This is a genomic window from Microcoleus sp. Pol11C2 (assembly GCF_036701505.1).
GTDB lineage: Bacteria > Cyanobacteriota > Cyanobacteriia > Cyanobacteriales > Microcoleaceae > Microcoleus.
Genome location: NZ_JAUBQX010000004.1, coordinates 40,235 through 65,365 on the forward strand (window position 1 = coordinate 40,235; position 25,131 = coordinate 65,365).

A 25,131-nucleotide genomic window follows, 5' to 3' on the forward strand; every position below is an offset into this window, starting at 1 on the left:
ATTCATAAATATGAATAGAATTAGAGGCGCTGAGAAGGAATTGCGCCCAGACTTTTTCAAGATTTCTCTTCATAACTAGAACTGATCATTGTCTGTTTAGGACTACAGGAAATAGCAATAACAACTACTCATCAGGTTGGGCTTTGCAAAGCCAATTTTTGAGAGTCCTGTCTAATAGGAATCTGAATGATGAACTCTGCTCCCTGACCGGGATGAGAAACACACTTCAACTGTCCGCGGTGTTTTTCTACCACAATCTGGTAGCTGATTGACAGCCCCAGACCCGTGCCCTTCCCTACGGGTTTCGTCGTGAAGAACGGGTCGAACAACCGCCGGTTCACTTCCTCTGTCATACCGGGCCCATTGTCGCAAATGCGAATCACAACAAATTGCGGAGCTTTCCGGGCCGGGGCGAGGTTCTGGGAATCCACCTCAGCCGAAGAAAATGTAGAGCTTTCGGCAAGGGGGGGATTGGAAATCGGGGATTTTTCTTCTTCACCATACCTCACTGAGGTGCGAATTGCGATCGTGCGCGCCCCCCTTTGGTCATGAAGAGTGTCAATCGCATTCGCCAGTAAATTTACAAACACCTGGTTCAGTTGGCCCGCATAGCACTCCACCAGTGGCAGCGGGCCGTACTCTTTAATTATTTGAATAGCAGGCTGGTCTAATTTGGCTTGCAGTCGGTGCTGCAAAATCAGTAGGGTGTTATCGATGCCCTCATGGATATCGACCTCTTTCATTTCCGCTTCATCCAGTCGCGAGAAGTTTCGCAGGGAGAGGACAATTTCGCGAATTCGGTCTGCCCCCACCTTCATCGAATCCAGCACTTTGGGTAAGTCTTCCATCAAGAAATCTAATTCGATTGCCTCAATATCCTCAACAATCGCTGCTGTGGGATGGGGGTATTGTTCTTGATAGAGTTTCACCAGTCCTAGTATGTCTTCACAGTAAGTCCTGACGTGAGTTAGGTTGCCATATATGAAGTTAATCGGGTTATTGATCTCGTGGGCCACCCCGGCAACCATCTGTCCCAGGGAGGACATTTTCTCAGTCTGAATTAGCTGGGTCTGGGTGCGCTTGAGTTCTTGGAAAGAAAGCTCTAATTGTTCGGCTTGTTTTTTTAATTGCGCTTCTGATATTCGCAGAGCTTGCTCTATCTGCACGCGATCGCGAATTTCCTGGCTCAGGAGCAGATTTTTTTCCTTTAATTCCTGCGTCCTCTCTTCCACCTTATGTTCTAAAGTCCGGCTGTAATCTTCTAATTGCTCATTGGCTTGTTTCAGGTTGTCAGTCGCCTCAGACAAATTGGCATAGAGTCGGGCATTTTCCAGGGAAATCGCCGCTTGAGAACAGATGGCGGTTAAAACTTCTAGGCGATCGGGAGTAAACGCACTCCTTGTCAGATTATTTTCCAAGTAAAGCAGACCAAGGAGCTTTCCTTTATGGACGATCGGCATACATAAAACGGACTTGGGTTGGGCGTTAACTATATAGCTATCCCTGGTAAAAATTCCCTCCTGACTCGCATCCTTTAAAACCACATTTTTCTGAGTTCTAGCCACATAATTGAGAAGAGAAAACGGCAATTTTTGACTCGTTTCTATTGGTGTGGATTGCAGCACCACTCCCTCATTATTATCTATGGTTGCCGTCCCTTCTACCACCAGTTGACCATCTTTTTCTAAAATTAAGTAGCTTTTTTCAGCTCCAGCATTCTCAATCGCAATTTTCAATAACTTAGAAAGCAGACTTTCCAAAACTATTTCGCCAGAAATAGCTTGAGCAGATTTCATCACAGAGGCGAAATCCAGTGCTGCAAAACTCCCCGTAGTCGTCGAGCACGTCGTCCGTGATACGTCGAAGCTGGGAGTTTCTTTAGTCAGTATTCGCGAGAAGAATTCAGGATATTCTTCTGATAAATCCTGCACTTTTGCTTTTGCTCCCCAGCGAACATAGCCATAGTAAGCATCCGTCAAATAAATCTCCGCTATCTTCTCCCGCCCGCGAGAGAAATAAAACTCGGCAGCCCGTTCATTAGCTAGGGCTTCTTCCTGAATGTATCCCTGTTCTCTGGCTCCTTGAATGCTAGCGTCATAATACTCCATCGCTTTGCCAATTTTACCCAATACCCGCGCTTTCTCCGCCTCCACTAATTCGTACTTATGCTGGAAGTTAGACGGGGCATGAAATGCCCATTTCTGCATTTTTTCTTGATTAGCTTCAACTAAGCTGATGTATTGCTGTTGTTCGGCGTGTGAAGCTTGAGGATAAACAGCGAGTAGAGCGAGGGAATAATAGAAGTTGTGAGGAGCAGAAACTACCATTCCAATCACGCTGACTGCGTGTTCGGCGGCTAAACTGGCATTGGCAACGGCATTCTTTGGTTCTTTAAATAGATACAATAGAATTGTTTTGGCTAGATAAGTAATAAACAGCAAAATTCTATTGTTAGTTTCAATAAAAACAGGCAACATTTGTGTTTCATTAAAACTTTTGCCTGCCAACTGACATTGGGTCTCAGATTCATTTTGAAGATTTAGCGTCAATTGGTGAAATATCTGGATGTAATAGATAGAATAATCTTGTTTTAGTTTGAGCGCTAAATCAAGATATTGCTTTTGTTCCTCTTCTACAATGTCTAATCGTTCGCCAGTTAAAAATATGCTCGCACAATAGACAGTAACACAATAACCGGCATATTCTATATCTCCAGTTTCCACTCCACTTTGAAACGCTGATAGTAATGGTACTAAAGCTTTTTGAGCTGGCTCTTTCCAGTGTATAACCAAGCCATAAAATAATTGATTAACTTTACATTTAAGCGAGTTAGCATTAAATTTATTCAACAACGTTAATCCCAAGTTACCCGACTGATATGCGGCATCTATATCCCCTATTACCGAGCACAGTATTACACTATAAAAAGCATACGCAAAAGCCGCAAAAGGCGAATGACCATACTCCCTGCAGATTTTAACCAAAGTCACTGCAAGTGGGGTCAAAATTGCGGGATTAGCAGTAACAACAGGAGAAATAAGAGAAGTCAGTATACTTAAAGCCGCTATTTTGTAAGGGTCTGTCATCTCTGGGATATTGTCTAAGTCTGCGATATCTGGCAACTCAACCAGAAAATCCCCGTTACCCTCGTCATTTGACAAGGAAACACCCAGCATATCCAGCACTTGCAGCCCAGTATCAATGGCTTTTAACATCTGATTTTGGGCCATATAATACTGGATTTGTAGCTCGTATACTTTCACTTTTTCGAGCAGAGTGCTAGCTTGTTGCAGAACAACTTCAGCAAGAATTGCTGACTTTTCGTAATTGGTATTAATATATTCTGCTTCCACCGCTTCTACATACAGTGCTAGTGTCAGATCGTAGTTACTCTGCCAACTGTTTTCGGCCAAGAGTTCTAACCCTACTCTTAGTTGCGTGACAGCAGCTTCATAAGCTGACGCTGCTTTGGCTTTTCGACCAGCTATTAAATTTAATCGGGCTAGACGATCTTTTTTTGCCTGATTGGTGATGAAGCCAGCCCCAACATTTAACTGATTGACAATCTCAAAGATATTTTCTTCAATCTCCTCTGCTGGAGTATGCTCCAGTAGCAGTTCACCAATTTTTAAATGGGTCTGTTGTTTATGAGATTCCGGAATAAGAGAATACGCCGCTTGCTGCACCCGGTCATGGAGAAATTTGTAAGCGATAGGCGCGTGATGGCTGTAAGGCAAAAGACCAGGTGAGCATGATAGCAGAGAAGAATCTGGAACTATTGTCTCATTTCCTTCCCTGCTCATTTCATCGGAGGTAAAAACGAGAGGGATTTTGTAGGCTTCGCTCAGGGGCAAAACCAAGCCAGCCTGAAGCGCTTCCCACAAATGGGCCGCCGTTTCCGACTGAGATTTTTCCTTGACAATAGCCAAAACGTCTAAATTAAACTTGTCTCCAATACAGGCGGCTAATTTTAAGACCTCCTGCGTCTTCTCCGGGAGTTTTTGAATATTTCTGGCAATCAGTTCGACGACATTATAATCCGTGATGCCTACCGCTTGAATTTGGTTCAATGACCAATGCCAGCACCCAGCACTGAAATCAAAGGTCAATAGCTTTTCTTGATGCAGAGTAGCGAACATCTGAGTCAAGAAGAAAGGATTGCCTTGGGTTTTATTGAAAAGTAGCTCTGCCAATTCAGAAACCCGGTTTCTCGGAACAGAAGACTCATTCAGGGTATCCGCTACCAGCAAGCTGACGTTGCCAATATCCAAAGGACGGAGGGTGATATTATTTACAACCGCCCCATTCTTTTGAATCTCATCCAACGTCAGCATCAACGGATGCGTCGGACTGACTTCGTTATCTCGATAGGCTCCCATCAGCAGTAAATATTGGCTGTCCGGGTCACAAATAAGCAGATGAATCAACTTGAGCGATGCCGAATCTGCCCACTGTAAGTCATCCAAAAAGACGACGAGCGGGTGTGAGGGTTTAGTAAATACATGAATGAATTCTTTAAACACGCGATTAAAGCGATTCTCGGATTCAGATGGCCCCAATTGCGGAACAGCTCTTTGAGGGCCGACAATCAGTTCGACTTCGGGAATGACATCTACTATGACTTGGCCATTGGAGCCTAAGGCTTCTAAAAGTTGCTGTTTCCAAGTCGCTAGTTTTTCCGAACTTTCGGTTAACAGATGTCGCATCAAGCCTGCGAAAGCTTGAATCAATGAAGCATAAGGAATATTTCGCTTTAATTGGTCAAATTTACCGGATATAAAATACCCCCGCTGCCGGAGAATGGGTTTTTGAACTTCATTCACTAAGGAAGATTTGCCAATCCCTGAGTAACCGCTCACTAGCATCATTTCGCTGTTTCCGGCGGAGACTCGCTCAAAGGCTTCCATCAAAGTGGCTACTTCTTGCTCGCGGCCATATAGTTTTTGGGGGATAAGAAATTGTCCAAATTTATCCCTCTTACCGATGGGAAAGTTGCCAATTTTCCCATGCGTTTGCAGTTGATGACGGCACATTTCTAGGTCAGCTTTTAGCCCCAGGGCGCTTTGGTATCTGTCTTCAGCGGTTTTGGCTAATAGTTTCATTACGATGTCAGAAATCGCTTCGGGAATCTCACCGATATGCTCATGGGGTGGCACTGGTCTTTTAGCTATATGGCAGTGAATTAATTCCAGGAGGTCGGTGGCTTGATGCGGCAGCTTTCCAGTCAGAATTTCATAAAAGGTGACACCTAATGAGTAAAAGTCGGTGCGGTAGTCAATTGAGCGATTCATCCGCCCGGTTTGCTCTGGAGACATATAGGCGGGGGTGCCTTCTAGCAAGTTGGGATTGCTGAGGCTCTGGTTTTCTCGCTCTAGGTACGTGGAAATGCTAAAATCTATGATTTTAATCTTATCTGTTTTGGAGTTGATAATGATATTTTGCGGTTTAATATCTTTATGGATAATCTTATTTTCATGCAGTTGAGCTAGGGTCTCTGCCAAAGGAATTGCCAGACTTAGAAATTCGCTTATTTCAAGGTGTTTAGCGGCGATTAGGTTTTTCAGAGATTTTCCCCCAAAATCTTCTAATATCAGCGCCAGACCGTTATTATGCTTTTGTAAAGAGTGAGCTTTGACAATCCCTGCCATGTCCAGAGTTTTAAGGATTTTATATTCATGTCTCAACCGCGCGATTTCTTCTATTGTGGGATACTCGGCTTTGAGGGTTTTTACTATAACCTGAGTTTGCTCCGACTCCCGAACCCCCCGATAAATAACTGTATTGACACCTTCATGAAGCGGCAACGATAATAGTTTGTAACCGGGCAGCGTGGTTTTCATATTCGTTTTTTCCATGAGTACGATTATTCTGGCCTGGAATTGATAGAGGGAAATCGGAGACGGCGATGTTCGATCGCCTGTTGGGAAAAATTAAACGAGCAGGGAATCAGCTTATTAGCAAGTGGCAATATTTTATCCGCTCATTCAATGCTAAAGTGCATCAGGGTCGGATATTTATCTATAATACTTCTGCTGGAGTTGGACAAGTAAGAATGCCCATCCACATAAATTATCCGATCGCACTACCTCAATCATCTGTTTAAACGTCTCTCGCTGTACTTCGCACAGATGCTTAAAGTTTTCCGAACTCAGGTTTTTTACATCCCAGTAGCTTACCTGTTTCAGCATGAATTATTCCAACTTACTATTATACATCTTACTACAACATATTTGCAGCACTGCGACCGAGCGCTAGTGTTCGCATCGTGCGAAACATTTGTATGAGAGCAGCATACCCCCCAAAAATTGAGTTAGAAGATAATCTTGGCAAGATGGTCATCCTTGATATAGAAACAGGCGACTCTAAAGTTGATGAAAATGGTTTACACGCTGCTGATTACCTGAGTGCGAAACATCCAAATGCTAGACTCTTGGGTATCCCTATTGGATATAAACTTGCTGCATCTGTAGGTAGTGTCATTGAGCGTCTCTCTAAGTAATTTCACGTATGGTAGGTGATAGATAGGCTAAACTTAATTTTATTGGATTTTGCTTGAAAGTCAAGCTGTTTGAGTTGGAATTCATAAGAACGTTCACTGCGGTGGTTCCGAAAGACTCTGACCCTGATTTATATGTACTCTATGTTCCCGGTTTCTAAGAGAGCGCATTCTCAAGGAGAAACTTTAGACGACATACAAGCTAACTTACGTGAAGCGAGTGAAATGTTGTTGGAAGATGAGAATCGAGCATTAAATCGACCTTCTATTCACTACGAGATTCACTTAAGTACGATCGCTCTTTTAGTCTTTACCCTTAATTATTCTAGTTTCTTTAGTTGCGAGGATAGCAGCGAATACTAACCGGACTGCAACTTATGCTAAACATCAATGGTATTTGCATCACTTGCCAAACAATCCTATGATGGTTCATCATAATCTTGATGATTGTTTCGTTTCATTCTTCTAACTAAGCTAATATGCGATCACTTGTCTTGACTCTAGTTCTCATCTGTTTAGCCACCCCTGCTGTTGCCACAACCTGCGAGGAAAGCTTTCAAAAAAAGGGGGACTTTTTGAATGGTGCCGCCTTTTCTGCACGTGTTCAGGTTGAGGGGTTATCGATAGAGAGAGCATTTTCCCAATTACGACCCATTTTGGCCCGCGAAGGCATCAAGACTCTCAGCACGGATCTGAACTTAGGTGTAATGAAAGCAGAAAATCCCGCCACAGCATTTCAGCGTGCTTTGCCAATTGATGTATTTGCCTCAATGGACGGCAATCTATTAAATGTTGAGATGATCTTTACCCTTCCCAGTGGGGTGGGTGCAAGTAAAGACACGGTGAAGGGATACTTGTGTGGTGCACTAAATCAATTATTGCCCCGAACTACAAAGTAATATCTAATCATTCATTTGATGAATTGTAGTTTCCCACACTCGATCGCAATACCCCATACTTCAAAATTATCAGTAGAGCAATCGCTCTTCAATTAAGTGCGTTAGCGAAGCCCTCGAAGAGGATCGCTCTTGGGGTTTCTAGCGTTAAGTTTATTGGTGGATGTTCTGCATCAAGTGGGATGGAGAGCTTTTTACACTTGGCAAATGCTGTTTTGTCGCGGAAAGCTGTGCAACCATTTCTGCACGAGACGAAACCTCAAGCTTACGGAACATTCGCTTCAAAGCTTGCTTCACTGAATTCTCAGTAATCCAAAGTTCCCTCCCGATTTCTGCGTTGGTTCGCCCCAAAGCAACCAATTCGGCAATTTGCAATTCACGAGGCGTTAGGCGTGAGGTCTTGAAAGGTTGGTGTTGCGATTCCCTACGGAATAGCTTCGCTTCGCGTACTGTTGCAGTCCAAACAGACAAATGCAAACAGATCGCACTCAAATCGGCTAGATTTTCTGTATCGAAAGCGGGCATTGACTGTTCGCGGGTGCAACCCACTACACCCATTAATTGACCGCGACTGACAATCGGCCCCGCCATCACGTGCCAATGATCGGGTCGGGGACAAATTATTGTCCAAACCTTGGGAGATGCCACCAATGCTTCATGGACAGGAGCGTGGCGCTCCGCTAAATAACGCACAACAGGATTGTGTTCGATCGATAGCCCAACTTTCAGTATTTTCTGAAGATTACTATCTACCAAGGGCAGTTGATCGAAGAAAAAGATTCCCGATCGTTTAGCTGCAAAATACTCACCGATTTTGGGCAGGACTTGCGATCGCAAATCTTGTTCGTCCTTTATCTGGTCGAGCGCTTCAAATAAAAGCTGCAAGGGACTGTTCATGTTCATGGTGTCAAAAAGAGTACCCGATCGAGGTCTAGAAGCATTGCAATACTCGAATTATATTATCCTTGTAAACTCCAAAGCAACTTGACATGACAACCAGTTCGGAAATCGAGCCTGAGCGCACTCCCACACGTGTGATACTCATCAGCTTTTATGTGACTTCAATCATCTTTAATATCTGCTTGATTGCTCAGTTATTAACGGTTGGAGTTGCCTACTTCAATAATCCTGCATGGTGGAATATTCATGTTTGGTTCGTGCGAGGGTACAGTGGGCTGTCATTAGTATTACTGGGATGGTCGTTAATCGCGCCCTTCTCACGCAGAATACGAAATCTCGCCGCAAGTTTGCCAGTGCTGCTTGGGCTACAATTTTCCAGCATTCATCTCAAAAGTCCTCTTCACCTGGAAATACTCCATCCTCTAATTGGATTTACATTACTCTATATTTCTTCAAGCCTTGTACATTCCCTAGGGCGCACTTTATCGCCCACCAACAATCATAACCATTAAATTTGAGAGGTATAAATGACGCAAGATACAATTTTTAGTCCCTTCTTTGCAACAGTGTTTCTAACATTCTTAGTCTGGGCGTATATGTACATCCGCCGTATCAGTTTTATCACCAGTATCAAGCTCGCTCCGAATGAACTTGCTGTACCGGGCGCACTCGCACAAATTTCGCCACCAAGCGTATCCAATCCATCAGATAACCTAAAAAACCTGTTCGAGATTCCGGTACTTTTCTATGCGCTTGTCCTATACCTGTTCTTGACAAAGCAGGTGGATACAGTGTATGTGAACGCCGCGTGGGTATTCGTTATATTTCGTACATTGCATAGTGCTGTTCATTGCACATTCAATCTCATCATACTTCGGTTCTACCTCTACCTATTTGCCACACTTGCGGTGTGGTTCATCGCGATCCGCGCAGCAGTTATCCACTTTGGCACAATCAATTAACCTCGTTCCAATGAGGTAGAAGTTATCAACAGGCGCCGAACAATGAGGGTGCAGCGGAAACTCCACCCTGTTTCTGCGTGTGTATTTGTGGTCTGGCGGGGCGGTCTGCCACTGAACCGAGTGGCTAGATCGCGATCGCAATACCCAATACTTTAAAATTACCAGTAGAGCGATCGCTCTACAATTCTGTGCGAGTAGTATAATAGAGGAGAGATTGATCCCCCGATTAAATTTCCATGTATAGACCAACTGCTTTTCAAGAAGACAATATTGATAAACTGGTTGCTTTCATGAGAGCCAATAGTTTTGCAACATTGGTATCTAGCGTAGAGGCTGTACCTTGTGCTTCACATATTCCTCTCGTCATCGCAATGCAAGGGGAGGTCGTAAAATTGAGCGGTCATCTCTCGAAGCAAAATCCTCAATGGCAAGCCTTCGGATCTGCTGAGTCATTGGCTATCTTTACCGGGCCGCACGCTTACATTTCCCCTACACAGTATGAAAAACACGAGAGCGTACCAACATGGAACTATATTGCTGTTCATGCGTATGGTGCTCCCAAAATCATCATGCTCAATGACTCACCAAAAGCCATGAACAAGATGATAAATCAGATGATAGACGCCTACGAGGTTGACTACCAATCCCATTGGGACGGTTTATCAAATCAATTCCGTGAAGGGATGATGGATGGTATTGTAGGATTTGAGATGACTGTAACTCGACTGGAAGGAAAGTACAAGCTCAGTCAAAACCGCACCCAAGTCGATCGAGAAACTGTGTCAAACACACTACTACAGAGTTTAGATCCGGCCGCTCGTGCGGTGGGTGTCGAGATGAAACAGAACCTGGAATCGAATTAGACTGTGGAGCGCACAATTGCTGCTGCTTAAATTTAGGATGAAGGGAAAATTAAACATTTAGCTTTGACTAATTTTAATGATGTTTTAGACCCACCTGCTGTGGGGTTCTATCCTTGGTCTTAGGCTGGAAGTATCCGAACATTAGGCAGATAATTCTAGAGTGTTTAATTTGATACTAAATACTACGGATGTCGAGCGGTTCGGCCCTATTTTTGAGAAATCTAGAGATTTGTATAAGTCGATTGGGGACTGCGACGAGGACTATCGGCGGTGAGAGGGTTGCGAAAATTAGTCGATCGGGATATGATTTTTTTTCTTCAAATCTCTTTCTAATTTTTATAACTCCATGAGGAGGCAGACCGACATAAAAGGTATATCATAACCTTAACCGGATCATTTCTTCCCAGATATGTTCTACTGTTCTAATCCCAGGTGTTCTCATCCTTTCAATCCCGACAACTCTAAATTTTGTCAAAGTTGTGGCCAGCCCGACCTCACGCCTCTATTTAGAAACCGCTACCGCGTGATTCGACTGTTGGGCGAAGGGGGATTTGGGAGAACTTATGAAGCGGTAGATACGGATCGCATGGACGATCCCTGCGTAATTAAGCAGTTTGTACCCCAATTTCAAGGAACCTCAGCACTTGAAAAAGCCTCACAATTGTTTAAAGAAGAAGCGAAACGACTTTACGAACTCGGTGAACATCCCCAAATTCCTCGATTAATTGCTTATTTTGAACAAGACAAGCGACTTTATTTAGTACAAGAGTTGATTGAGGGGCAAACTTTACTAGCAGAATTAACTCAGCAGGGTGTTTTTAGCGAAGAAAAAATTTGGCAGTTGTTGGCAGATGTACTGCCGATTTTGAAATTTGTGCACGATCGCCATGTCATTCACCGAGACATCAAACTTGAGAATATCATGCGGCGCCGTACCTCTGTTAGCTCCTCCCTGCCAAAGGCGGGAAATTTTCGGAATTCAGCTTTCCGAAGGGGAGGGCGGGGAGAGTTAGTTTTGATAGATTTCGGCATTTCCAAACAAGTGACGGGCTCCCTAATGAGCAAAGTAGGCACGACGGTAGGAACGCCCGGATATTCCCCTGTAGAACAAATGCGCGGTCAAGTTTTCCCCGGAAGCGATTTGTACAGTTTGGGAATAACTTGCCTGAGACTGCTAACTCAATGTTTGCCAAAAGTTGACGGTTCCGATGACCTTTATGACCCGATAAACGGCGGCTGGATGTGGAGAGAACGGTTGCCAGCAGGCACAAAAGTCAGCAGCGAGTTGACAAAAATTTTAGATAAGTTAATTGAAGATTATCTCAAAAATAGATATCAATCTGCTGATGAAGTAATCAAAGCTTTAAATCTCTATTGTTTACCTCCCCAACCCCCTTTTGTCAAGGTAGGACAACTTGCTTTAAATTCTTCTGTGACCAAGGGAGGGCCACTTGCTTTAAATTCTTCTGTGACAAAAGGAGGGCCCCTTGCTATCCATACTCCGCTCAATAAAAGCGGACAAATCAATAGCAATATCTCTGTCAATAGCAGGGTAAAATCCCGCACCAATCCGCCTCCGAACCAGGTTTCGCAGAAAATGCCCGCTGTCAAAAGCACTTTTAAATTTCAGGTGGTGACAGTAGACAAGCGCGGGAAGCAAACTAATGTTAACAGCGGGCAAGCGCGTTTTTTTGAAGAACATCTTGGTAGCAGTACACTGCTGGAAATGGTATCTGTTCCTGGCGGTACTTTCCTCATGGGTTCTCCAAAAAATCGGGGTGACAGCGACGAAAAACCGCAGCACCCAGTAACTTTAGGCTCTTTCTATATTAGCAAATTTCCAGTCACTCAGATGCAGTGGACAGCAGTGGCGGCCCTGCCGGAAATTAAAATATTTCTCAATCCCGATGCTGCCCGTTTTAAAGGTGCAAATCGACCTGTAGAAAATGTATCTTGGTACGAGGCTGTGGAGTTTTGCGATCGACTTTCTCGCAAAACTGGTAAGAATTATCGCTTGCCTAGCGAAGCCCAATGGGAATATGCTTGCCGGGGGCAAACTACGGGGCCGTTTCACTTTGGGGAAACGATTACCAGCGAGTTAGCCAATTACAACGGAAATTCTAATTACGCTGATGCGCCGAAGGGAGTTTATCGCTTTCAAACGACAGATGTTGGCAGTTTTAAACCTAATGCTTTCGGATTGTACGATTTCCACGGAAATGTTTGGGAATGGTGCGCTGATTCTTGGCACAATAATTATAACGGTGCGCCTGCGGATGGTAGCGTTTGGGAGTCTGACGGGGACTCTTCGCTGAGGTTGTTGCGGGGGGGTTCTTGGAACGATCATCCTCCGAATTGTCGCAGCGCGTGTCGCCTCAGATATCAGCCGGATTGCAAGGCTAGTATTGTGGGTTTTCGAGTGGTTGTTTCTGTTGTTTAAGAATGGCGATTCCCTACGGGTTAGCTCCGCTTCACGCTATTTTTAAATTAACTAAAACTCAACCAGCTAAAAACTGTTTCAACAGTCAATTCTAACTCAATCCCCTTAAGTATTGGCAAATTAGTTGCACCTTCGTACAACTCCACTCTTTGCCCGGAAAATACCGCTAAAATACTTTCTTCTTCTGGAATCATTAACCACCCCAATTCAGTGCCTTGTTGCGAACAAGCAAGTAATTTAGCAAGCACTTTTGTTTGGCTTTGTTCGGGAGAAAGAATTTCAATCGCCCAGTCTGGATAAATTTAAAAGCGGTTAGCAATTCTACCCGATGGTAGAAAGGGAATTTTTTCCCACCGGAATACTGCTACATCTGGGACGAGTGATATACCGCCGAAAGTGCAACGCAACTGTGGAAAAGCATAAGCAATCTTTGGTGTTTCGACTATTTGGTTGATGACATTGCAAAGCTTACCTTGCAATCTGCTATGTTCACCTTGAGGCATCGGTTTTTGAATGATTTCTTTGTTAATATATTCGGAAGCTGGCTCCGTTTCTGGAAGTTTGAGGAACTCCTCTAAGTTGGGCGTTATTTTAATGACTGTAGTCATAGGTAAAGTAGATTTTAGATTTTAGATTTTAAATGGGATAGATATCAGAACCCCGACTGTTTAAAAGTCGGGGTTCTGATATCTATAAGGACAAATTTTTGCCTTAACTAGCCTTCTTTTGAGGAGCGACTATGCGTTCCACACTCATAGCAGCCACGCTCAACGTCACCACAGCCATGCCGAGAATTGCCACAGGCTGTAACTTCTCATTGATAACTAGAAAACCGAAGAGTGCGGTCATTGCCGGCCCCAAAGTGCCAATTACTGACGCTAAGGCTGCCCCCGCAAAGCGGATGGCAAAATTATTCAAAAGATAGCTAAACAGCGTCAGCACCCCTAAAACAACGCCTCCCAAAATCAAACCAGGCCAAACATTTTGGTCGATTTTAGGAGAAAAATTTTCCGACAGTGGCACCCACAAACTCAGGGAGGAAAATACAAAAATCGCGGCGAAATTAACTAAACTAAAAGGAATTGGGTGCAGCTTGCCCGCAGCCATTTGCGTCAGCAATACGTAACCTGCAAAGGTAATCCCAGAAGCCAGTGCCGCAGCGACTCCCACTCCAACATTGCCGCCGCCCGGAGCTGGGGCCGCAAAACTCGGCCACCCAGCTAAAATCAGACCTGCGGTAATCCCGACTATCGCCAAAAAGCCGACTCTGCTGGGGCGAGAACCAAACAAGATCCAAGAACCTAGTACGGTGACGATCGGGTAAATAAAGAAAATCGTAATCGCAATCCCCGCTGGAATATTGCCGATCGCCAAATAAATCAAAACCTGAGACAAAAACAGAAAAAATGCGCTTCCTAAAACCTTGCTCCACAAAGCTCGATCGCCAGACTGGAACAACCGTCTAATATCTTTCCAGACAGAAGGATACAGAAATGTCGCCAAAATCGGCATCAAAGCCATCACCACGATCAGCCGCATCAACAAAATCAACAAAGAATTTCCAAAACCTGGAGTCACCACCCCCGGAAATTCAAACAAGCCAAAAACCACCCGAGGATTTTTGCCTTTAATCAGAATTCTTAAACAAACATTAAACAGCGACAATACGACCGCCGAAGACAAAGCCAGCACCAAACCTGTCTGTACTTGAGAAGATGCTTTAGCGGTTGCTGGAGAGGGCACTGAAGAGGGTTCCGGCAGGGATTCCCGCGGCCTTTCCACAGGTGTTGGCTGCAGAAGTTGCGGGCGGACAGAATTAACAGAATTAGTTGATTCCTCGACATAGGAATCTTGAGCATCGAAAGGATTCTCAAGATATTCTTCTTCTTCTTCGAGTTCTTCCCTGATGCGGTTTACGAGATTTTGTAACAGCTCTTCCCCTTGCCGCTCTAGGGTTTGCATATTATTGAGTCGCACGGAAAGCTCGCTTTCATAGCTGCTCAAATCTTGTTCCAGCATCTGGAAACTGCGATCGATCCTTTCATCCAGCGCCGCCAACAACTCCGAGGCTCGTTCGTCGTAGTTGCTCGGCGGCAGGGGTATCGGGAACTCGCCGCTGGGAATAGGGCTGCTGAGTGAATTTCCCGAGTTAGCGCTGAGTTCGTTGAACCGCTGCACCAACAAATCCTGCAAATTGTGAGCCAAAACTTGAGCCAACTGCTTCAGCCACAATTGCTGCTGCTGAATGTATCGCCCAGACAGAGATTCCATTTGCTGAGACTGCAATTTGCGATATTGCTCCCGGAGGTCTTCAATATCTTCAATCAGGTGATTTTTTTCAGTTTGCAGCCGAGTAATGTCTTGATTTAACTGGCCTTTGACATTTTCATGCAAAGCGTCCAGTTCTTGCATTACTGAGTGGAGGACTTCTTCTGCTGATTGTGCATCCTCTGGCTCGCCCTTTGACGAGTATACGTTCCGCTGCGCCATTAGCCTATAACCTCTAATTTAAACTGCACGTTCAGTGTTCTTAAGTATTGTGACAAATCAGGTCGCAAGTTCTAGTGAGTGGCTCTAAAAGATTGCGGACACTGTTGAATCAATAGTAGTCGCTAAGCTACAAATGTGAGAAAATTGCGTGAAGCAAAGCTATCCGGCAGGGAATCGCCCCAAGAACACTTTGTGCAATTAGAAATCATACTACAGCATGACCTCTCCACGGATTGCTCCCGGTAATTCTCGCATCTAACTCACCCGATTGCACCCGAATCACAAGCCTAAGAGCCCGTTCCGCGACTAAATTTGATTGGGGGGTGGCACTCCTAGCCCCTCAATGGATAACTTGATGCTGCAGCCAGAAATCCGGTTTCTTTTGCCCGCCTTTCTCCGGCACTCCCGCACCCAGGTTTATGATTTTAACAGTTCCGATCTTTTGCTCGCGAAAGTTTTAAGAGGCGATCGCACCCTGAAAAAGCCACCCCCGCGCCATCCAAAAATTAACACATCTCATCCCCCAAGAGCAACAGATATGGCCTCCGAAATTTATGACAATTCCTTTACAAGCGATATAGAAAAACTGAATATTTCCTCAGAAGCCGAAGTGTTTGTCTTTCCGGCATCCTTTGCCCAGCAGCGCTTGTGGTTTCTCGACCAATTCGCACCGGAAAACCCTTTCTATAATGTAGTAACAGCACTGCGCTTAACTGGTTCCCTCAACTTAACAGCCTTAGAGCAAACCTTCAACGGAATAGTGCAGCGACACGAAACTTTGCGAACCACTTTTGCAGCGGTATCAGGTCAACCAGTGCAGATAATCTCTCCCGCTTTCAAGACTAATTTAAAACTATTAGAGCTCCAACATTTGCCACCCGAACAACGGCAAACAGAAGCAAAGAAACTCTCCGCAGCCGAATCTCTCCGCCCTTTCAATTTATCCACCGGGCCGCTGATGCGAGTAACCATCCTGCGGCTGACAGAAACCGAGCATATTCTCTTGCTAAATATGCACCACATAGCCTCCGATGATTGGTCGATCGGTGTGCTAATTCAAGAACTGGAGGCTATCTATACAGCTTTGATAAATCAACAGCCATCTCCCCTGCCAGAATTATCACTTCAATATGCCGACTTTGCCGAGTGGCAGCGCGAATGGTTGCAAGGTGAAGTATTAGAAACTCAGCTAGCTTATTGGCGGCAGCAATTGCACGGAATTTCAGTGTTAAATTTGCCCACAGATCGCCCTGCACCAGCTAGGCAAAATTATCGGGGAAAAACTCACTATTTAGAACTGCCTCAAAATCTGAAAAACGCACTTGTAGCGCTCTCGCAGCGAGAAGGAGCGACTTTATTTATGACAGTCCTCGCAGCATTTCAAACTTTGCTTTACCGTTACTCGCAACAAGAAGATATTGTTGTAGGTTCGCCGATCGCCAATCGCAATCGAAGCGAAATAGAATCATTAATTGGTTTTTTTGTCAATACTTTAGTGCTGCGAATAGACTGCTCGGGAAACCCGACATTTCGAGATTTTTTGGGCCGGGTGCGGGAAGTAACCCTGGGAGCTTACGCTCACCAAGATTTGCCTTTTGAGAAGCTCGTCGAGGAATTGCACCCAGAGCGATCGCTCAATCGCCACCCGCTTTTTCAGGTGGTATTTGGCCTGCAAAATGCGCCTGTGGACGAGCTAGAATTGCCCGAATTAAAGTTGAGTGCTTTTCATTTGGAGACTCAAACAACGCGCTTTGATTTAGAGCTGCATTTGTGGGAAGCTGCGGATAAGTTTAGGAGCAGATACGGCGAACATTGGGAAGATTCGGAAGGTCTCCGAGGCTTAGCTGTGTACAATACGGATTTATTTGATGAAGTTACGATCGCCCGAATGCTGAGGCATTTTAAAACGCTGCTGGAAAGCATTGTGGCTAATCCCGAACAAAGAATCGCTAACTTACCTTTATTGAGCGAGGATGAAGTGAATCAATTATTCAGAGAATGGAACGATACTCGGACAGATTATCCTCAAAATAAGTGCATTCATCAGTTATTTGAAGAGCGAGTCCAGCAGCATCTGGAGGATGTCGCCCTAACTTTCGAGGGCCAGCACCTCACTTACAGAGAACTCAACAGTCGCAGCAACCAACTGGCGCGCTACCTGCAAAAACTGGGCGTGGGGGCGGAGGTTTTAGTGGGGCTTTGTGCAGAGCGATCGATCGACCTAATTGTCGGGATGTTGGCTATACTGAAAGCGGGAGGAGCCTACCTACCGTTAGATCCGAGCTATCCGCGCGATCGGCTAAACTTGATGCTGGAAGATGCTCAAGTTAAAGTCTTGCTAATTCAAGATAAATTGATTGACAATTTCCGAGACTTCTCAAACTCGGTGATTTACTTCGATCGCGATTGGGAACACATAGCCAAAGAAAGCGCCGAAAATCCCGCCAACACCGTAACAGCAGACAACCTAGCTTACGTTATTTACACATCTGGATCCACAGGAAAACCCAAGGGAGTTGCTGTCACCCACAAAGCAGTAAATCGGCTGGTACTCAACACCAACTATATAAAAATAGAACCTACCGATAAAATTGCCCAAGCATCAAACGCTTCATTCGATGCAGCCACATTCGAGATTTGGGGAGCCTTGCTTAACGGCGCTCACCTCGTAGGAATTAGCACCAATATTACCCTTTCGCCTCACGATTTAGCCTTAGAACTGTGCCAAGAAGGAATCACAGTTTTGTTTTTAACAACTGCCTTATTTCAACAAATTGCTAGAGTTTTACCGCAAGCTTTTAATTCGCTGCGCTGCTTGCTGTTTGGCGGAGAAGCGGTCGATATGAGATGGGTTAAAAAAGTTCTCAAACAGGCGCCGACCACTCAATTAATTCACGTTTACGGGCCTACAGAAAATACCACATTTTCGGCTTATTATTGGGTGCAAAACGTACCCGAAACCGCAACATCTATCCCCATCGGCCGCCCGATCGCCAACACGCAAATTTATCTCCTCGATGCGGATTTGCAGCCGGTGGCGATCGGTGTTATAGGTCAATTGTACGTCGGCGGTGACGGATTGGCGAAAGGCTACCTCAACCAGCCTGATTTAACTGCTGCTGCATTCATTCCTAACCCTTTTAGCAATAAATCTGGTTCGTGCCTTTATAAAACAGGTGATTTAGGCCGCTATTGGGTTGACGGCAACATCGAGTTTTTAGGTCGCGTTGACGACCAAGTAAAAATTCGCGGCTACCGCATCGAATTGGGAGAAATTGAAGCGGCTTTGTGCCAGCACCCACAAGTGCGCGAAGCAGTAGTAATTGTGAGGGAAGACATCCCAGACGATAAACATTTGGTAGCTTATGTTATTCCTGACGGCATTAATGAAAAATTAGAAACTCAAAATCTCAAGTCAAGTGACTTGCGCCAATTTTTGAAAGAAAAGTTACCAGGATATATGGTTCCTGCAACTTATGCAGTGTTGGAGAATATGCCACTGACGCCCAACGGCAAAGTCGATCGCCGCGCCTTGCCTGATATAGATACAGACAGCGAGGATATAACAGAAAACTATGTAGCGCCTCGCACTGATATCGAAGAAATGCTAGGGAAAATTTGGGCTAAAGTTTTGGGAAAACAGCAAGTTAGTATCTACGATAATTTCTTTGAAATAGGCGGCCATTCCCTGCTAGCAACTCAGTTAATTTCTCGCATCCGAGACGCTTTGCAAGTCGAGTTATCGGTCAGCAATTTGTTTGAGGCTCCGACTGTGGCGAGTCTGGCAAAATACATTGAAACAATGCGCTGGGCAGCGAAAGGGTTGGATACTCCCAGAACCGACGAAAATGAGCGAGAAGATGTGGAATTTTAAGGTATGTAGTGGCGCTTGGGCGCTCTCTTAACCTATCAAAGAGCGCTGAAGCGCAACTACGTACCTATCACATTTTTAGTCACGAAATTTCAGTGCAGAATGCCCTGACAGCTTCGGCAAACTTCTGGTTATGCTCCATTAATGCCATGTGTCCTCCTTTCTGTATAGTAACTAGCTCTGCTTGAGGCAATTCTGCTTTCATCCGCAGGCTGGCTGGGGGCGTAGTGGCGATATCTGAATCGCCGCAGATCACCAACACAGGAATGTCAATTGATGGCAAAGTTTTTGTTTCGTCAAAGTTGAGCATTCCCAGTGTGCCGCGAGCGAGAACGCCGGGAGAACCCAAGGCTGATAAGAAAGCGGAAAACTCTAATTGACCGCGGGTTTCAGTGCCTTTAAATCCCGATACTTCTACACTGATGTACAGTGAACCATTGAGATAGCTCAGCCAAGTCATTCCCCACATAATGGGTTCCAGAGCTATGGTGAGGTAGAGCAGAGGTTGAAGCAACGGCTTTTGCAAAGCGCGCCATAAACCACTAAAAATAGCGGTTTTGAGAGGATTAGTATAAGTCGTATCTACCAGAATTAAACCAGCCACTCGACTACCGAGAAGTTCTGGAAAAAGCCGACTGAATGTTAGAGCAATCATGCCGCCCATGCTGTGTCCGAGTAGGATAACAGGTTTAGTTCCTGCTATGGCAATGACGGCTTCGAGATCGCGGGCAAATTTTTCTAGGGAGTAGTCGCTGTTTTTTGGTCGAGTGGATTTTCCCAAACCTGGAAGATCCCAAACAATCACTCGGTAGCGATCGGTTAGTTGCCGTTTCGCGTAATACCAAACCATACTGTTCGGCCCCCAACCATGTGAGAGGATAATCGGCTGTCCGTCCTCTGGGCCGTAGAATTCTACTTGTAAAATAGTGCCATCAGGCCTCTCTACCCGCTGCACCGTACCCGTCCGCGTCGGCTTGGGTTCGTCAGCACCGGGGCGGCGGAACAGCGGTAAACTAATAAAGCGGCCACCCACAGACCAAAGAAGCATCAAGACTCCGCTGACTAAGTAGGAAATCCCTACAAGTTCGCCGATGTACCATTCGTAAATAATGTATATACCTCCGCCAAGTACCCCGAGGGACAGCAGTCCCACCAGCCAGAGAAACAGGAAATTGAAGGGCATGAACGGCATAAGCTGAAACCTTGGGTAGGATTTTGGTTGCGGATTCAAACAGAATCATACTCAGGTTAGGCCACAGTCGGCAAGCCGTAAGTTAAGCTCTTAATTTGTGCGCTGGTAGAATTTATTTTATTGATTTGCCCAAGTAATGACAGGATGACTCAAAATGCCCGATCCAAAAATATCGAGTTCATCGCCAAATGCCAAAGATTCTGTCACGGGGGAGTTAGTTGAGTTTTTATCTTACCTTCGCAGCCTAGATATTAATATTTTTGTTGAGGGCGAGATCCTGCGCTGCAACGCTCCAGAAGGAATTATTACACCAGAACTGCGCGCCGAAATTTCTCAAAAAAAAGCCGAAATTATTTCATTTTTAAAAGCAGCTAATCGTACTTCTAGCTTCACTCCTACACCGATTGTTCCTATGGGGCGGGACGGAAATCTACCGCTTTCCTTTGCACAGCAGCGCTTGTGGTTTCTCGACCAATTAGTCCCGAACAATCCCTTCTATAATGTTCCCGCAGCCTTGCGTTTGACAGGTTCGCTCAATTTTTCGGCGCTGCAACAAACCTTCAATGAAATTGTGCGCCGCCACGAGGCTTTACGCACGACTTTAGCAGTAGTTTCGGGGCAACCCGTTCAGAGAATAGCTGCTGCTTTCCACCTCCCGATTAATGTAGTGGACTTGCGAAACTTGCCAAAGGAATCTCGACAAACTGAAGCAAACCGGCTCACCGCCCAGGAAGCTCAACGCTCTTTCAATTTGTCCAAGGACTTGTTGCTGCGAGTCACGTTATTGCAGTTAGATGATGCCGAATATTTACTAATGCTGAATATGCACCACATTGTCTCCGATGGTTGGTCTATCGGAGTGCTTATTCAGGAATTAGGCGCACTTTACACGGCATTTGCTAGCGAAAAACCTTCGCCTTTACCGGCTTTGTCGGTCCAGTATGCTGATTTTGCCAAATGGCAGCGCGAATGGCTGCAAGGGGAAGTTTTAGAAACGCAGCTTGCTTACTGGCAGCAGCAGTTAAACGGCATTTCTATGCTAAATTTGCCTGCGGATCGACCCAGGCCAGCAATTCAAAGTTACCGAGGCAAAAGGCAATTTTTGCAACTGCCAAAACAACTGAGCGAGGCTTTAGAAACGTTGAGCCAGCGCGAAGGAGTGACGCTGTTTATGACAATGCTGGCAGCTTTTAAAACGTTGCTTTACCATTACGCGCAGCAAGAAGATATTGTTGTAGGTTCGCCGATCGCCAATCGCAACCGCAGTGAAATTGAAGCATTAATCGGTTTTTTTGTCAACAGTTTGGTGCTGCGTACAGATTTGTCGGGAAATCCAACTTTTCGGGAACTTTTAAACCGAGTCAAAGAGGTAGCATTAGGAGCTTACGCTCACCAAGATTTGCCCTTTGAGAAGTTAGTAGAAGAACTGCACCCCGATCGCGCGTTGAACCAAAATCCTTTATTTCAGGTGGCGTTTGCGCTGCAAAACGCGCCGGGGAATCGGTTAGAATTGCCAGAATTAACACTCAGCCCGCAGCAGTTAGATGTGGGTACAGCGCGGTTTGATTTGGAGTTTCATTTGTGGGAGCGATCGCCCGACAGCTCGGGAAGCAACCAATCGCCCAGCAATAAGCTGTGGGTTGATAGCTCTCTGGGCATCAGCGGCATGGTTATTTACAGCGCCGATTTATTTGATGAAGCTACGATTACCCGCCTGATCGGGCATTTTCAAACCTTGTTAGAAAGGATGGTGACAAATCCCGAAGAGCGAATTGCCAACTTGCAATATTTGAGCGCCCAAGAGCGCTATCATTTGTTAGTTGAATGCAACAATACTCAGGCGGATTATCCGCAAGATTTGTGCATCCATCAGCTATTTGAAATGCAGGCAGATCGGACACCGGATGCGGTGGCGCTGGTATTTGGAGAGGAGCGAGTCACCTATCGAGAGCTAAATCTCCGCAGCAACCAACTAGCACGTTATTTGCAAAAAATTGGGGTTGGGGCGGAAGTTTTAGTCGGGCTTTGCTGCGGGCGATCGCTCGATCTGATCCTGGGGATGTTGGGTATCCTGAAAGCGGGAGGAGCTTACTTAATTTTAGATCCGAGCTATCCTGCTGAGCGATCGAGCTTTATGCTAAAAGATGCTCAATTATCTGTTGTGTTAACTCAGCAGCAATGGATAGAGAATTTGCGCTCGCCCAATTTACAGATAGTTTGTTTAGACACAGACTGGGAGATGATTTCCCAAGACATCGCCGACAATCCCACCAGCGCAGTCACAGCGGAAAATCTGGTTTACGCGATTTACACCTCCGGTTCCACGGGAAAGCCGAAAGGAGTGGAAATTGAGCACGGGAGCTTGTTAAATCTCGTTTTTTGGCATCAAAGAGAGTTTGGGGTGTCAGCGGGCGATCGAGCCACGCAAATTGCTGCGATCGGCTTTGATGCTTGCGGGTGGGAAATTTGGCCTTATCTCACCGCCGGATCTAGCATCTACTTTCCAGAAGATGACATCAGGCGAGATCCTGAAAAACTGCAAAACTGGTTAGTATCAAAAGCCATCACCATTAGCTTTTTGCCAACACCTTTAGCCGAGAAAGTTTTGCTATTAGATTGGCCTCAAACAACAGCGTTGCGAATCTTGCTCGCAGGCGGCGAAAAACTGCAACAGCATCCTTTAAAATCCCATCCATTTAAGCTAGTAAATAATTACGGCCCAACGGAGAACACCGTCGTCACAACTTCCGGTTATATTCCTGTAACAGAGCAAACAGACATCGCCCCGACAATTGGCCGCCCCATTGCTAACACTCAAATCTACATATTAGACAAATATTTGCAGCCCGTACCAGTGGGCGTTGTGGGCGAATTGTACATCGGCGGAAACGGACTCGCTCGCGGCTACCTCAACCGCCAAGATTTAACCGCACAAAGCTTTATTGTCAATCCTTTTAAACCAAATTCAGGAGAGCGAATTTACAAAACCGGCGACTTAGTGCGCTACAGAGGCGATCGCAACCTTGAATTTTTGGGACGCCTTGACGAACAAGTAAAAATTCGCGGTTTCCGCATCGAATTAGGAGAAATCGAGACAGTATTAACTCAACATCCGGCCGTGCAGCAAACTGTAGCAACAGCTTCGGAAGATGGACAGGGAGATAAACGTTTAGTAGCTTATATTGCCCTGAATCCAGAATATAGCGTTGCCCGCGACAAAAACCAAATAATGCAATTGCAGGACGAACAGGTTTTGCAGTGGCAAATGCTCTACAATGAAACTTACAATCAACCTGCTTTTGACTCAGATCCAACCTTTAATATTGTCGGCTGGAATAGCAGCTATACTAATCAGCCAATCCCAGCAGAACAGATGCGCGAGTGGGCGAACAATCAAGCCACCCAAATTTTAGCTTTGCAGCCTAGCCGAGTGTTAGAAATTGGCTGCGGCACAGGTTTGTTGCTGTTCCAAATTGCCTCTCGCTGCACTCAATATTGCGGCACAGACTTTTCACCTATTTCGCTCAACTATATTCGGCAGCACTTGGCAAATCAACAGTTAGCTAATGTAACGCTGCTTCAGAAAATGGCGACCGACTTTGAAGGAGTAGAGACAGCAGCTTTTGACGCAGTAATTCTCAACTCAGTCGTGCAATATTTCCCGACTATCGACTATCTCGTGCAGGTGCTAGAAGGTGCGGTGAGAGCAACTGCCCTCGGCGGCTTTATATTCATCGGAGATGTCCGCAGCTTGCCGCTGCTGGCAGCTTTTCACGCTTCGGTACAACTGTATCAAGCCGAACCTTCTCTCGCGGGCGAACAGTTGCAGCAGCGAGTACAAATGCAAATTTTTCAAGAAACAGAGTTAGTTATCGATCCAGATTTTTTTAGCGCATTAAAACACCGCTTTCCGCAGATTGGCGGCGTAGAGATTCAATTAATTCGCGGTACTTACCACAATGAGTTAACTGATTTTCGGTACAATGCTATTTTGCATATTGCGTCTGAAACAACACACCCAAAATCATCGCCCAAAGGGGAGTACGCCGCAGAAAAACTGCTGGATTGGTTGGATAAAAATCAGAATCTGACTGTTACCAAGGTGCAACAAATATTATTGCAAAATCAACTCGATGTTTTAAGAATTGCTAATGTGCCTAATGCGCGGGTAACGGCAGCAGTTAAGGCGGCAGAGTTGCTGTCTGCTGTCGATAAATTTCCCACAGCAGGTCAGTTGCAGAAAGCCGTGGAAAAAGTCGAGGATTTAGGAGTAGATCCCGAAGCGTGGTATGCTTTGGAAGTTCCGTATAATGTTAATATTAGTTGGTCTAGTTCCGACAGTCAAGGGCGCTATGATGTAGTGTTTGCACGGGGCGAAACTAGAGATTTTGTGCGAGAAACCAGAAGCGATAACTTGCGTCCTTGGCGCTCTTATGCTAACAATCCCTTACAAGCTAAAGCAGCACGGAAATTAGTGCCGCAGTTGCAGGCTTATCTAGCAGAAAAACTGCCGGAATATATGGTTCCGTCGGCTTTTGTGGTGCTGGAGTCGCTACCGGTGACGGCTAACGGAAAGGTCGATCGGCTGGCTTTGCCTGCACCACAGCCGATTAAGTTAGAATGGGCTGGCGGTTATGTTGCGCCTCAGACTTCTATTGAGGAAGTTTTAGTGAAAATTTGGGTTGAGGTTTTGGGGATAAAGCGAGTGGGTATCCGGGACAATTTCTTTGAATTGGGAGGCCATTCGCTGCTGGCGACTCAGCTTGTTTCTAGAGTGCGAGATGCTTTCGGGATAGAGTTGCCTTTGCGCCGCGTTTTTGAAGCACCGACAATTGCAGAATTATCTAAGATTGTGGAGAGTTTAAAAGATAAGAATGCTAAAAGTGCAGGTCCGGCTTTAGTGCCGATTTCGCGCGATAGTCGGCGGCGGAAGCTATCATCTTTTAATAGACCTATTGCATAATTTTTTGATTGATAGAGCAACCGCAGATGAAGGGCAGATTAACGCTGATAAACGCAGA

Annotated in this window: 14 protein-coding genes and 1 pseudogene; 9 read left to right on the forward strand and 6 right to left on the reverse strand. The window is 45.4% G+C overall.

Going from position 1 to position 25,131, the window contains the following annotated elements; translation table 11 throughout:
* Positions 1-131: 131 nt before the first annotated feature.
* Positions 132-5,840, reverse strand: a complete 5,709-nt coding sequence (locus QUA42_RS03850; protein WP_333135260.1) for an AAA family ATPase — start codon at positions 5,838-5,840, stop codon at positions 132-134.
* A gap of 174 nt (positions 5,841-6,014) precedes the next feature.
* On the reverse strand, positions 6,015-6,188 hold the full coding sequence (locus QUA42_RS03855) for a hypothetical protein (protein ID WP_333135262.1): 174 nt from the start codon (positions 6,186-6,188) through the stop codon (positions 6,015-6,017).
* A 92-nt stretch (positions 6,189-6,280) separates the two neighbouring features.
* Here QUA42_RS03855 and QUA42_RS03860 point away from each other — a divergent pair, with 92 nt between their 5' ends.
* The 3 genes from QUA42_RS03860 (at position 6,281) to QUA42_RS03870 (ending at position 7,395) form a co-directional block, all read left to right on the forward strand.
* Positions 6,281-6,499 carry a hypothetical protein gene (locus QUA42_RS03860; RefSeq protein ID WP_333135265.1) on the forward strand — a complete coding sequence of 73 codons (219 nt, stop codon included), beginning with the start codon at positions 6,281-6,283 and terminating at the stop codon, positions 6,497-6,499.
* Between the two features lie 132 nt (positions 6,500-6,631).
* The gene (locus tag QUA42_RS03865) at positions 6,632-6,859 is read left to right on the forward strand and encodes a hypothetical protein (protein ID WP_333135266.1); all 228 of its coding nucleotides are present in this window, start codon (positions 6,632-6,634) and stop codon (positions 6,857-6,859) included.
* A gap of 116 nt (positions 6,860-6,975) precedes the next feature.
* Positions 6,976-7,395: a hypothetical protein gene (locus tag QUA42_RS03870; RefSeq protein WP_333135268.1), complete on the forward strand. Its 420-nt coding sequence runs from the start codon at positions 6,976-6,978 to the stop codon at positions 7,393-7,395.
* Between the two features lie 150 nt (positions 7,396-7,545).
* On the opposite strand, the gene QUA42_RS03875 is transcribed toward QUA42_RS03870, so the two are convergent.
* On the reverse strand, positions 7,546-8,295 hold the full coding sequence (locus QUA42_RS03875) for a LuxR C-terminal-related transcriptional regulator (protein WP_333135270.1): 750 nt from the start codon (positions 8,293-8,295) through the stop codon (positions 7,546-7,548).
* A gap of 86 nt (positions 8,296-8,381) precedes the next feature.
* Between QUA42_RS03875 and QUA42_RS03880 the strand changes: the two genes are divergently transcribed.
* From QUA42_RS03880 to QUA42_RS03895, 4 genes are all read left to right on the forward strand, one after another.
* Positions 8,382-8,804 carry a DUF6220 domain-containing protein gene (locus QUA42_RS03880; protein ID WP_333135272.1) on the forward strand — a complete coding sequence of 141 codons (423 nt, stop codon included), beginning with the start codon at positions 8,382-8,384 and terminating at the stop codon, positions 8,802-8,804.
* Positions 8,805-8,819: 15 nt separating this feature from the next.
* Complete coding sequence (locus QUA42_RS03885; protein ID WP_333135274.1) at positions 8,820-9,254, forward strand: MAPEG family protein; 435 nt, start codon at positions 8,820-8,822, stop codon at positions 9,252-9,254.
* 236 nt (positions 9,255-9,490) lie between these two features.
* Positions 9,491-10,117 carry an FMN-binding negative transcriptional regulator gene (locus QUA42_RS03890; protein WP_333135276.1) on the forward strand — a complete coding sequence of 209 codons (627 nt, stop codon included), beginning with the start codon at positions 9,491-9,493 and terminating at the stop codon, positions 10,115-10,117.
* A gap of 409 nt (positions 10,118-10,526) precedes the next feature.
* Entirely contained in the window at positions 10,527-12,557 is a 2,031-nt protein-coding gene (locus QUA42_RS03895) for an SUMF1/EgtB/PvdO family nonheme iron enzyme (protein WP_333135278.1), read from the forward strand.
* Positions 12,558-12,604: 47 nt separating this feature from the next.
* Here QUA42_RS03895 and QUA42_RS03900 read toward each other — a convergent pair.
* Both QUA42_RS03900 and QUA42_RS03905 read right to left on the reverse strand, forming a co-directional pair.
* A pseudogene (locus QUA42_RS03900) lies at positions 12,605-13,165 on the reverse strand (Uma2 family endonuclease).
* Positions 13,166-13,268: 103 nt separating this feature from the next.
* Entirely contained in the window at positions 13,269-15,047 is a 1,779-nt protein-coding gene (locus QUA42_RS03905; RefSeq protein WP_333135280.1) for an EamA family transporter, read from the reverse strand.
* A 538-nt stretch (positions 15,048-15,585) separates the two neighbouring features.
* Here QUA42_RS03905 and QUA42_RS03910 point away from each other — a divergent pair.
* On the forward strand, positions 15,586-18,921 hold the full coding sequence (locus QUA42_RS03910) for a non-ribosomal peptide synthetase (RefSeq protein ID WP_445301288.1): 3,336 nt from the start codon (positions 15,586-15,588) through the stop codon (positions 18,919-18,921).
* Positions 18,922-19,000: 79 nt separating this feature from the next.
* On the opposite strand, the gene QUA42_RS03915 is transcribed toward QUA42_RS03910, so the two are convergent.
* A complete protein-coding gene (locus tag QUA42_RS03915; RefSeq protein ID WP_333135284.1) occupies positions 19,001-20,110 on the reverse strand; it encodes an alpha/beta hydrolase in 1,110 nt (369 codons plus the stop codon).
* A gap of 154 nt (positions 20,111-20,264) precedes the next feature.
* Here QUA42_RS03915 and QUA42_RS03920 point away from each other — a divergent pair, with 154 nt between their 5' ends.
* Positions 20,265-25,073: an amino acid adenylation domain-containing protein gene (locus QUA42_RS03920; RefSeq protein WP_333135286.1), complete on the forward strand. Its 4,809-nt coding sequence runs from the start codon at positions 20,265-20,267 to the stop codon at positions 25,071-25,073.
* Positions 25,074-25,131: the final 58 nt, after the last annotated feature.

What these genes read in the sequence shown, in the direction of transcription:
- QUA42_RS03850 (WP_333135260.1), bottom strand. Translation starts at nt 5,840, where the DNA reads ATGAAAACCACGCTGCCCGGTTACAAACTATTATCGTTGCCGCTTCAT.
- QUA42_RS03855 (WP_333135262.1), bottom strand. Translation starts at nt 6,188, where the DNA reads ATGCTGAAACAGGTAAGCTACTGGGATGTAAAAAACCTGAGTTCGGAA.
- QUA42_RS03860 (WP_333135265.1), top strand. Translation starts at nt 6,281, where the DNA reads ATGAGAGCAGCATACCCCCCAAAAATTGAGTTAGAAGATAATCTTGGC.
- QUA42_RS03865 (WP_333135266.1), top strand. Translation starts at nt 6,632, where the DNA reads ATGTACTCTATGTTCCCGGTTTCTAAGAGAGCGCATTCTCAAGGAGAA.
- QUA42_RS03870 (WP_333135268.1), top strand. Translation starts at nt 6,976, where the DNA reads ATGCGATCACTTGTCTTGACTCTAGTTCTCATCTGTTTAGCCACCCCT.
- QUA42_RS03875 (WP_333135270.1), bottom strand. Translation starts at nt 8,295, where the DNA reads ATGAACATGAACAGTCCCTTGCAGCTTTTATTTGAAGCGCTCGACCAG.
- QUA42_RS03880 (WP_333135272.1), top strand. Translation starts at nt 8,382, where the DNA reads ATGACAACCAGTTCGGAAATCGAGCCTGAGCGCACTCCCACACGTGTG.
- QUA42_RS03885 (WP_333135274.1), top strand. Translation starts at nt 8,820, where the DNA reads ATGACGCAAGATACAATTTTTAGTCCCTTCTTTGCAACAGTGTTTCTA.
- QUA42_RS03890 (WP_333135276.1), top strand. Translation starts at nt 9,491, where the DNA reads ATGTATAGACCAACTGCTTTTCAAGAAGACAATATTGATAAACTGGTT.
- QUA42_RS03895 (WP_333135278.1), top strand. Translation starts at nt 10,527, where the DNA reads ATGTTCTACTGTTCTAATCCCAGGTGTTCTCATCCTTTCAATCCCGAC.
- QUA42_RS03905 (WP_333135280.1), bottom strand. Translation starts at nt 15,047, where the DNA reads ATGGCGCAGCGGAACGTATACTCGTCAAAGGGCGAGCCAGAGGATGCA.
- QUA42_RS03910 (WP_445301288.1), top strand. Translation starts at nt 15,586, where the DNA reads ATGGCCTCCGAAATTTATGACAATTCCTTTACAAGCGATATAGAAAAA.
- QUA42_RS03915 (WP_333135284.1), bottom strand. Translation starts at nt 20,110, where the DNA reads ATGCCGTTCATGCCCTTCAATTTCCTGTTTCTCTGGCTGGTGGGACTG.
- QUA42_RS03920 (WP_333135286.1), top strand. Translation starts at nt 20,265, where the DNA reads ATGCCCGATCCAAAAATATCGAGTTCATCGCCAAATGCCAAAGATTCT.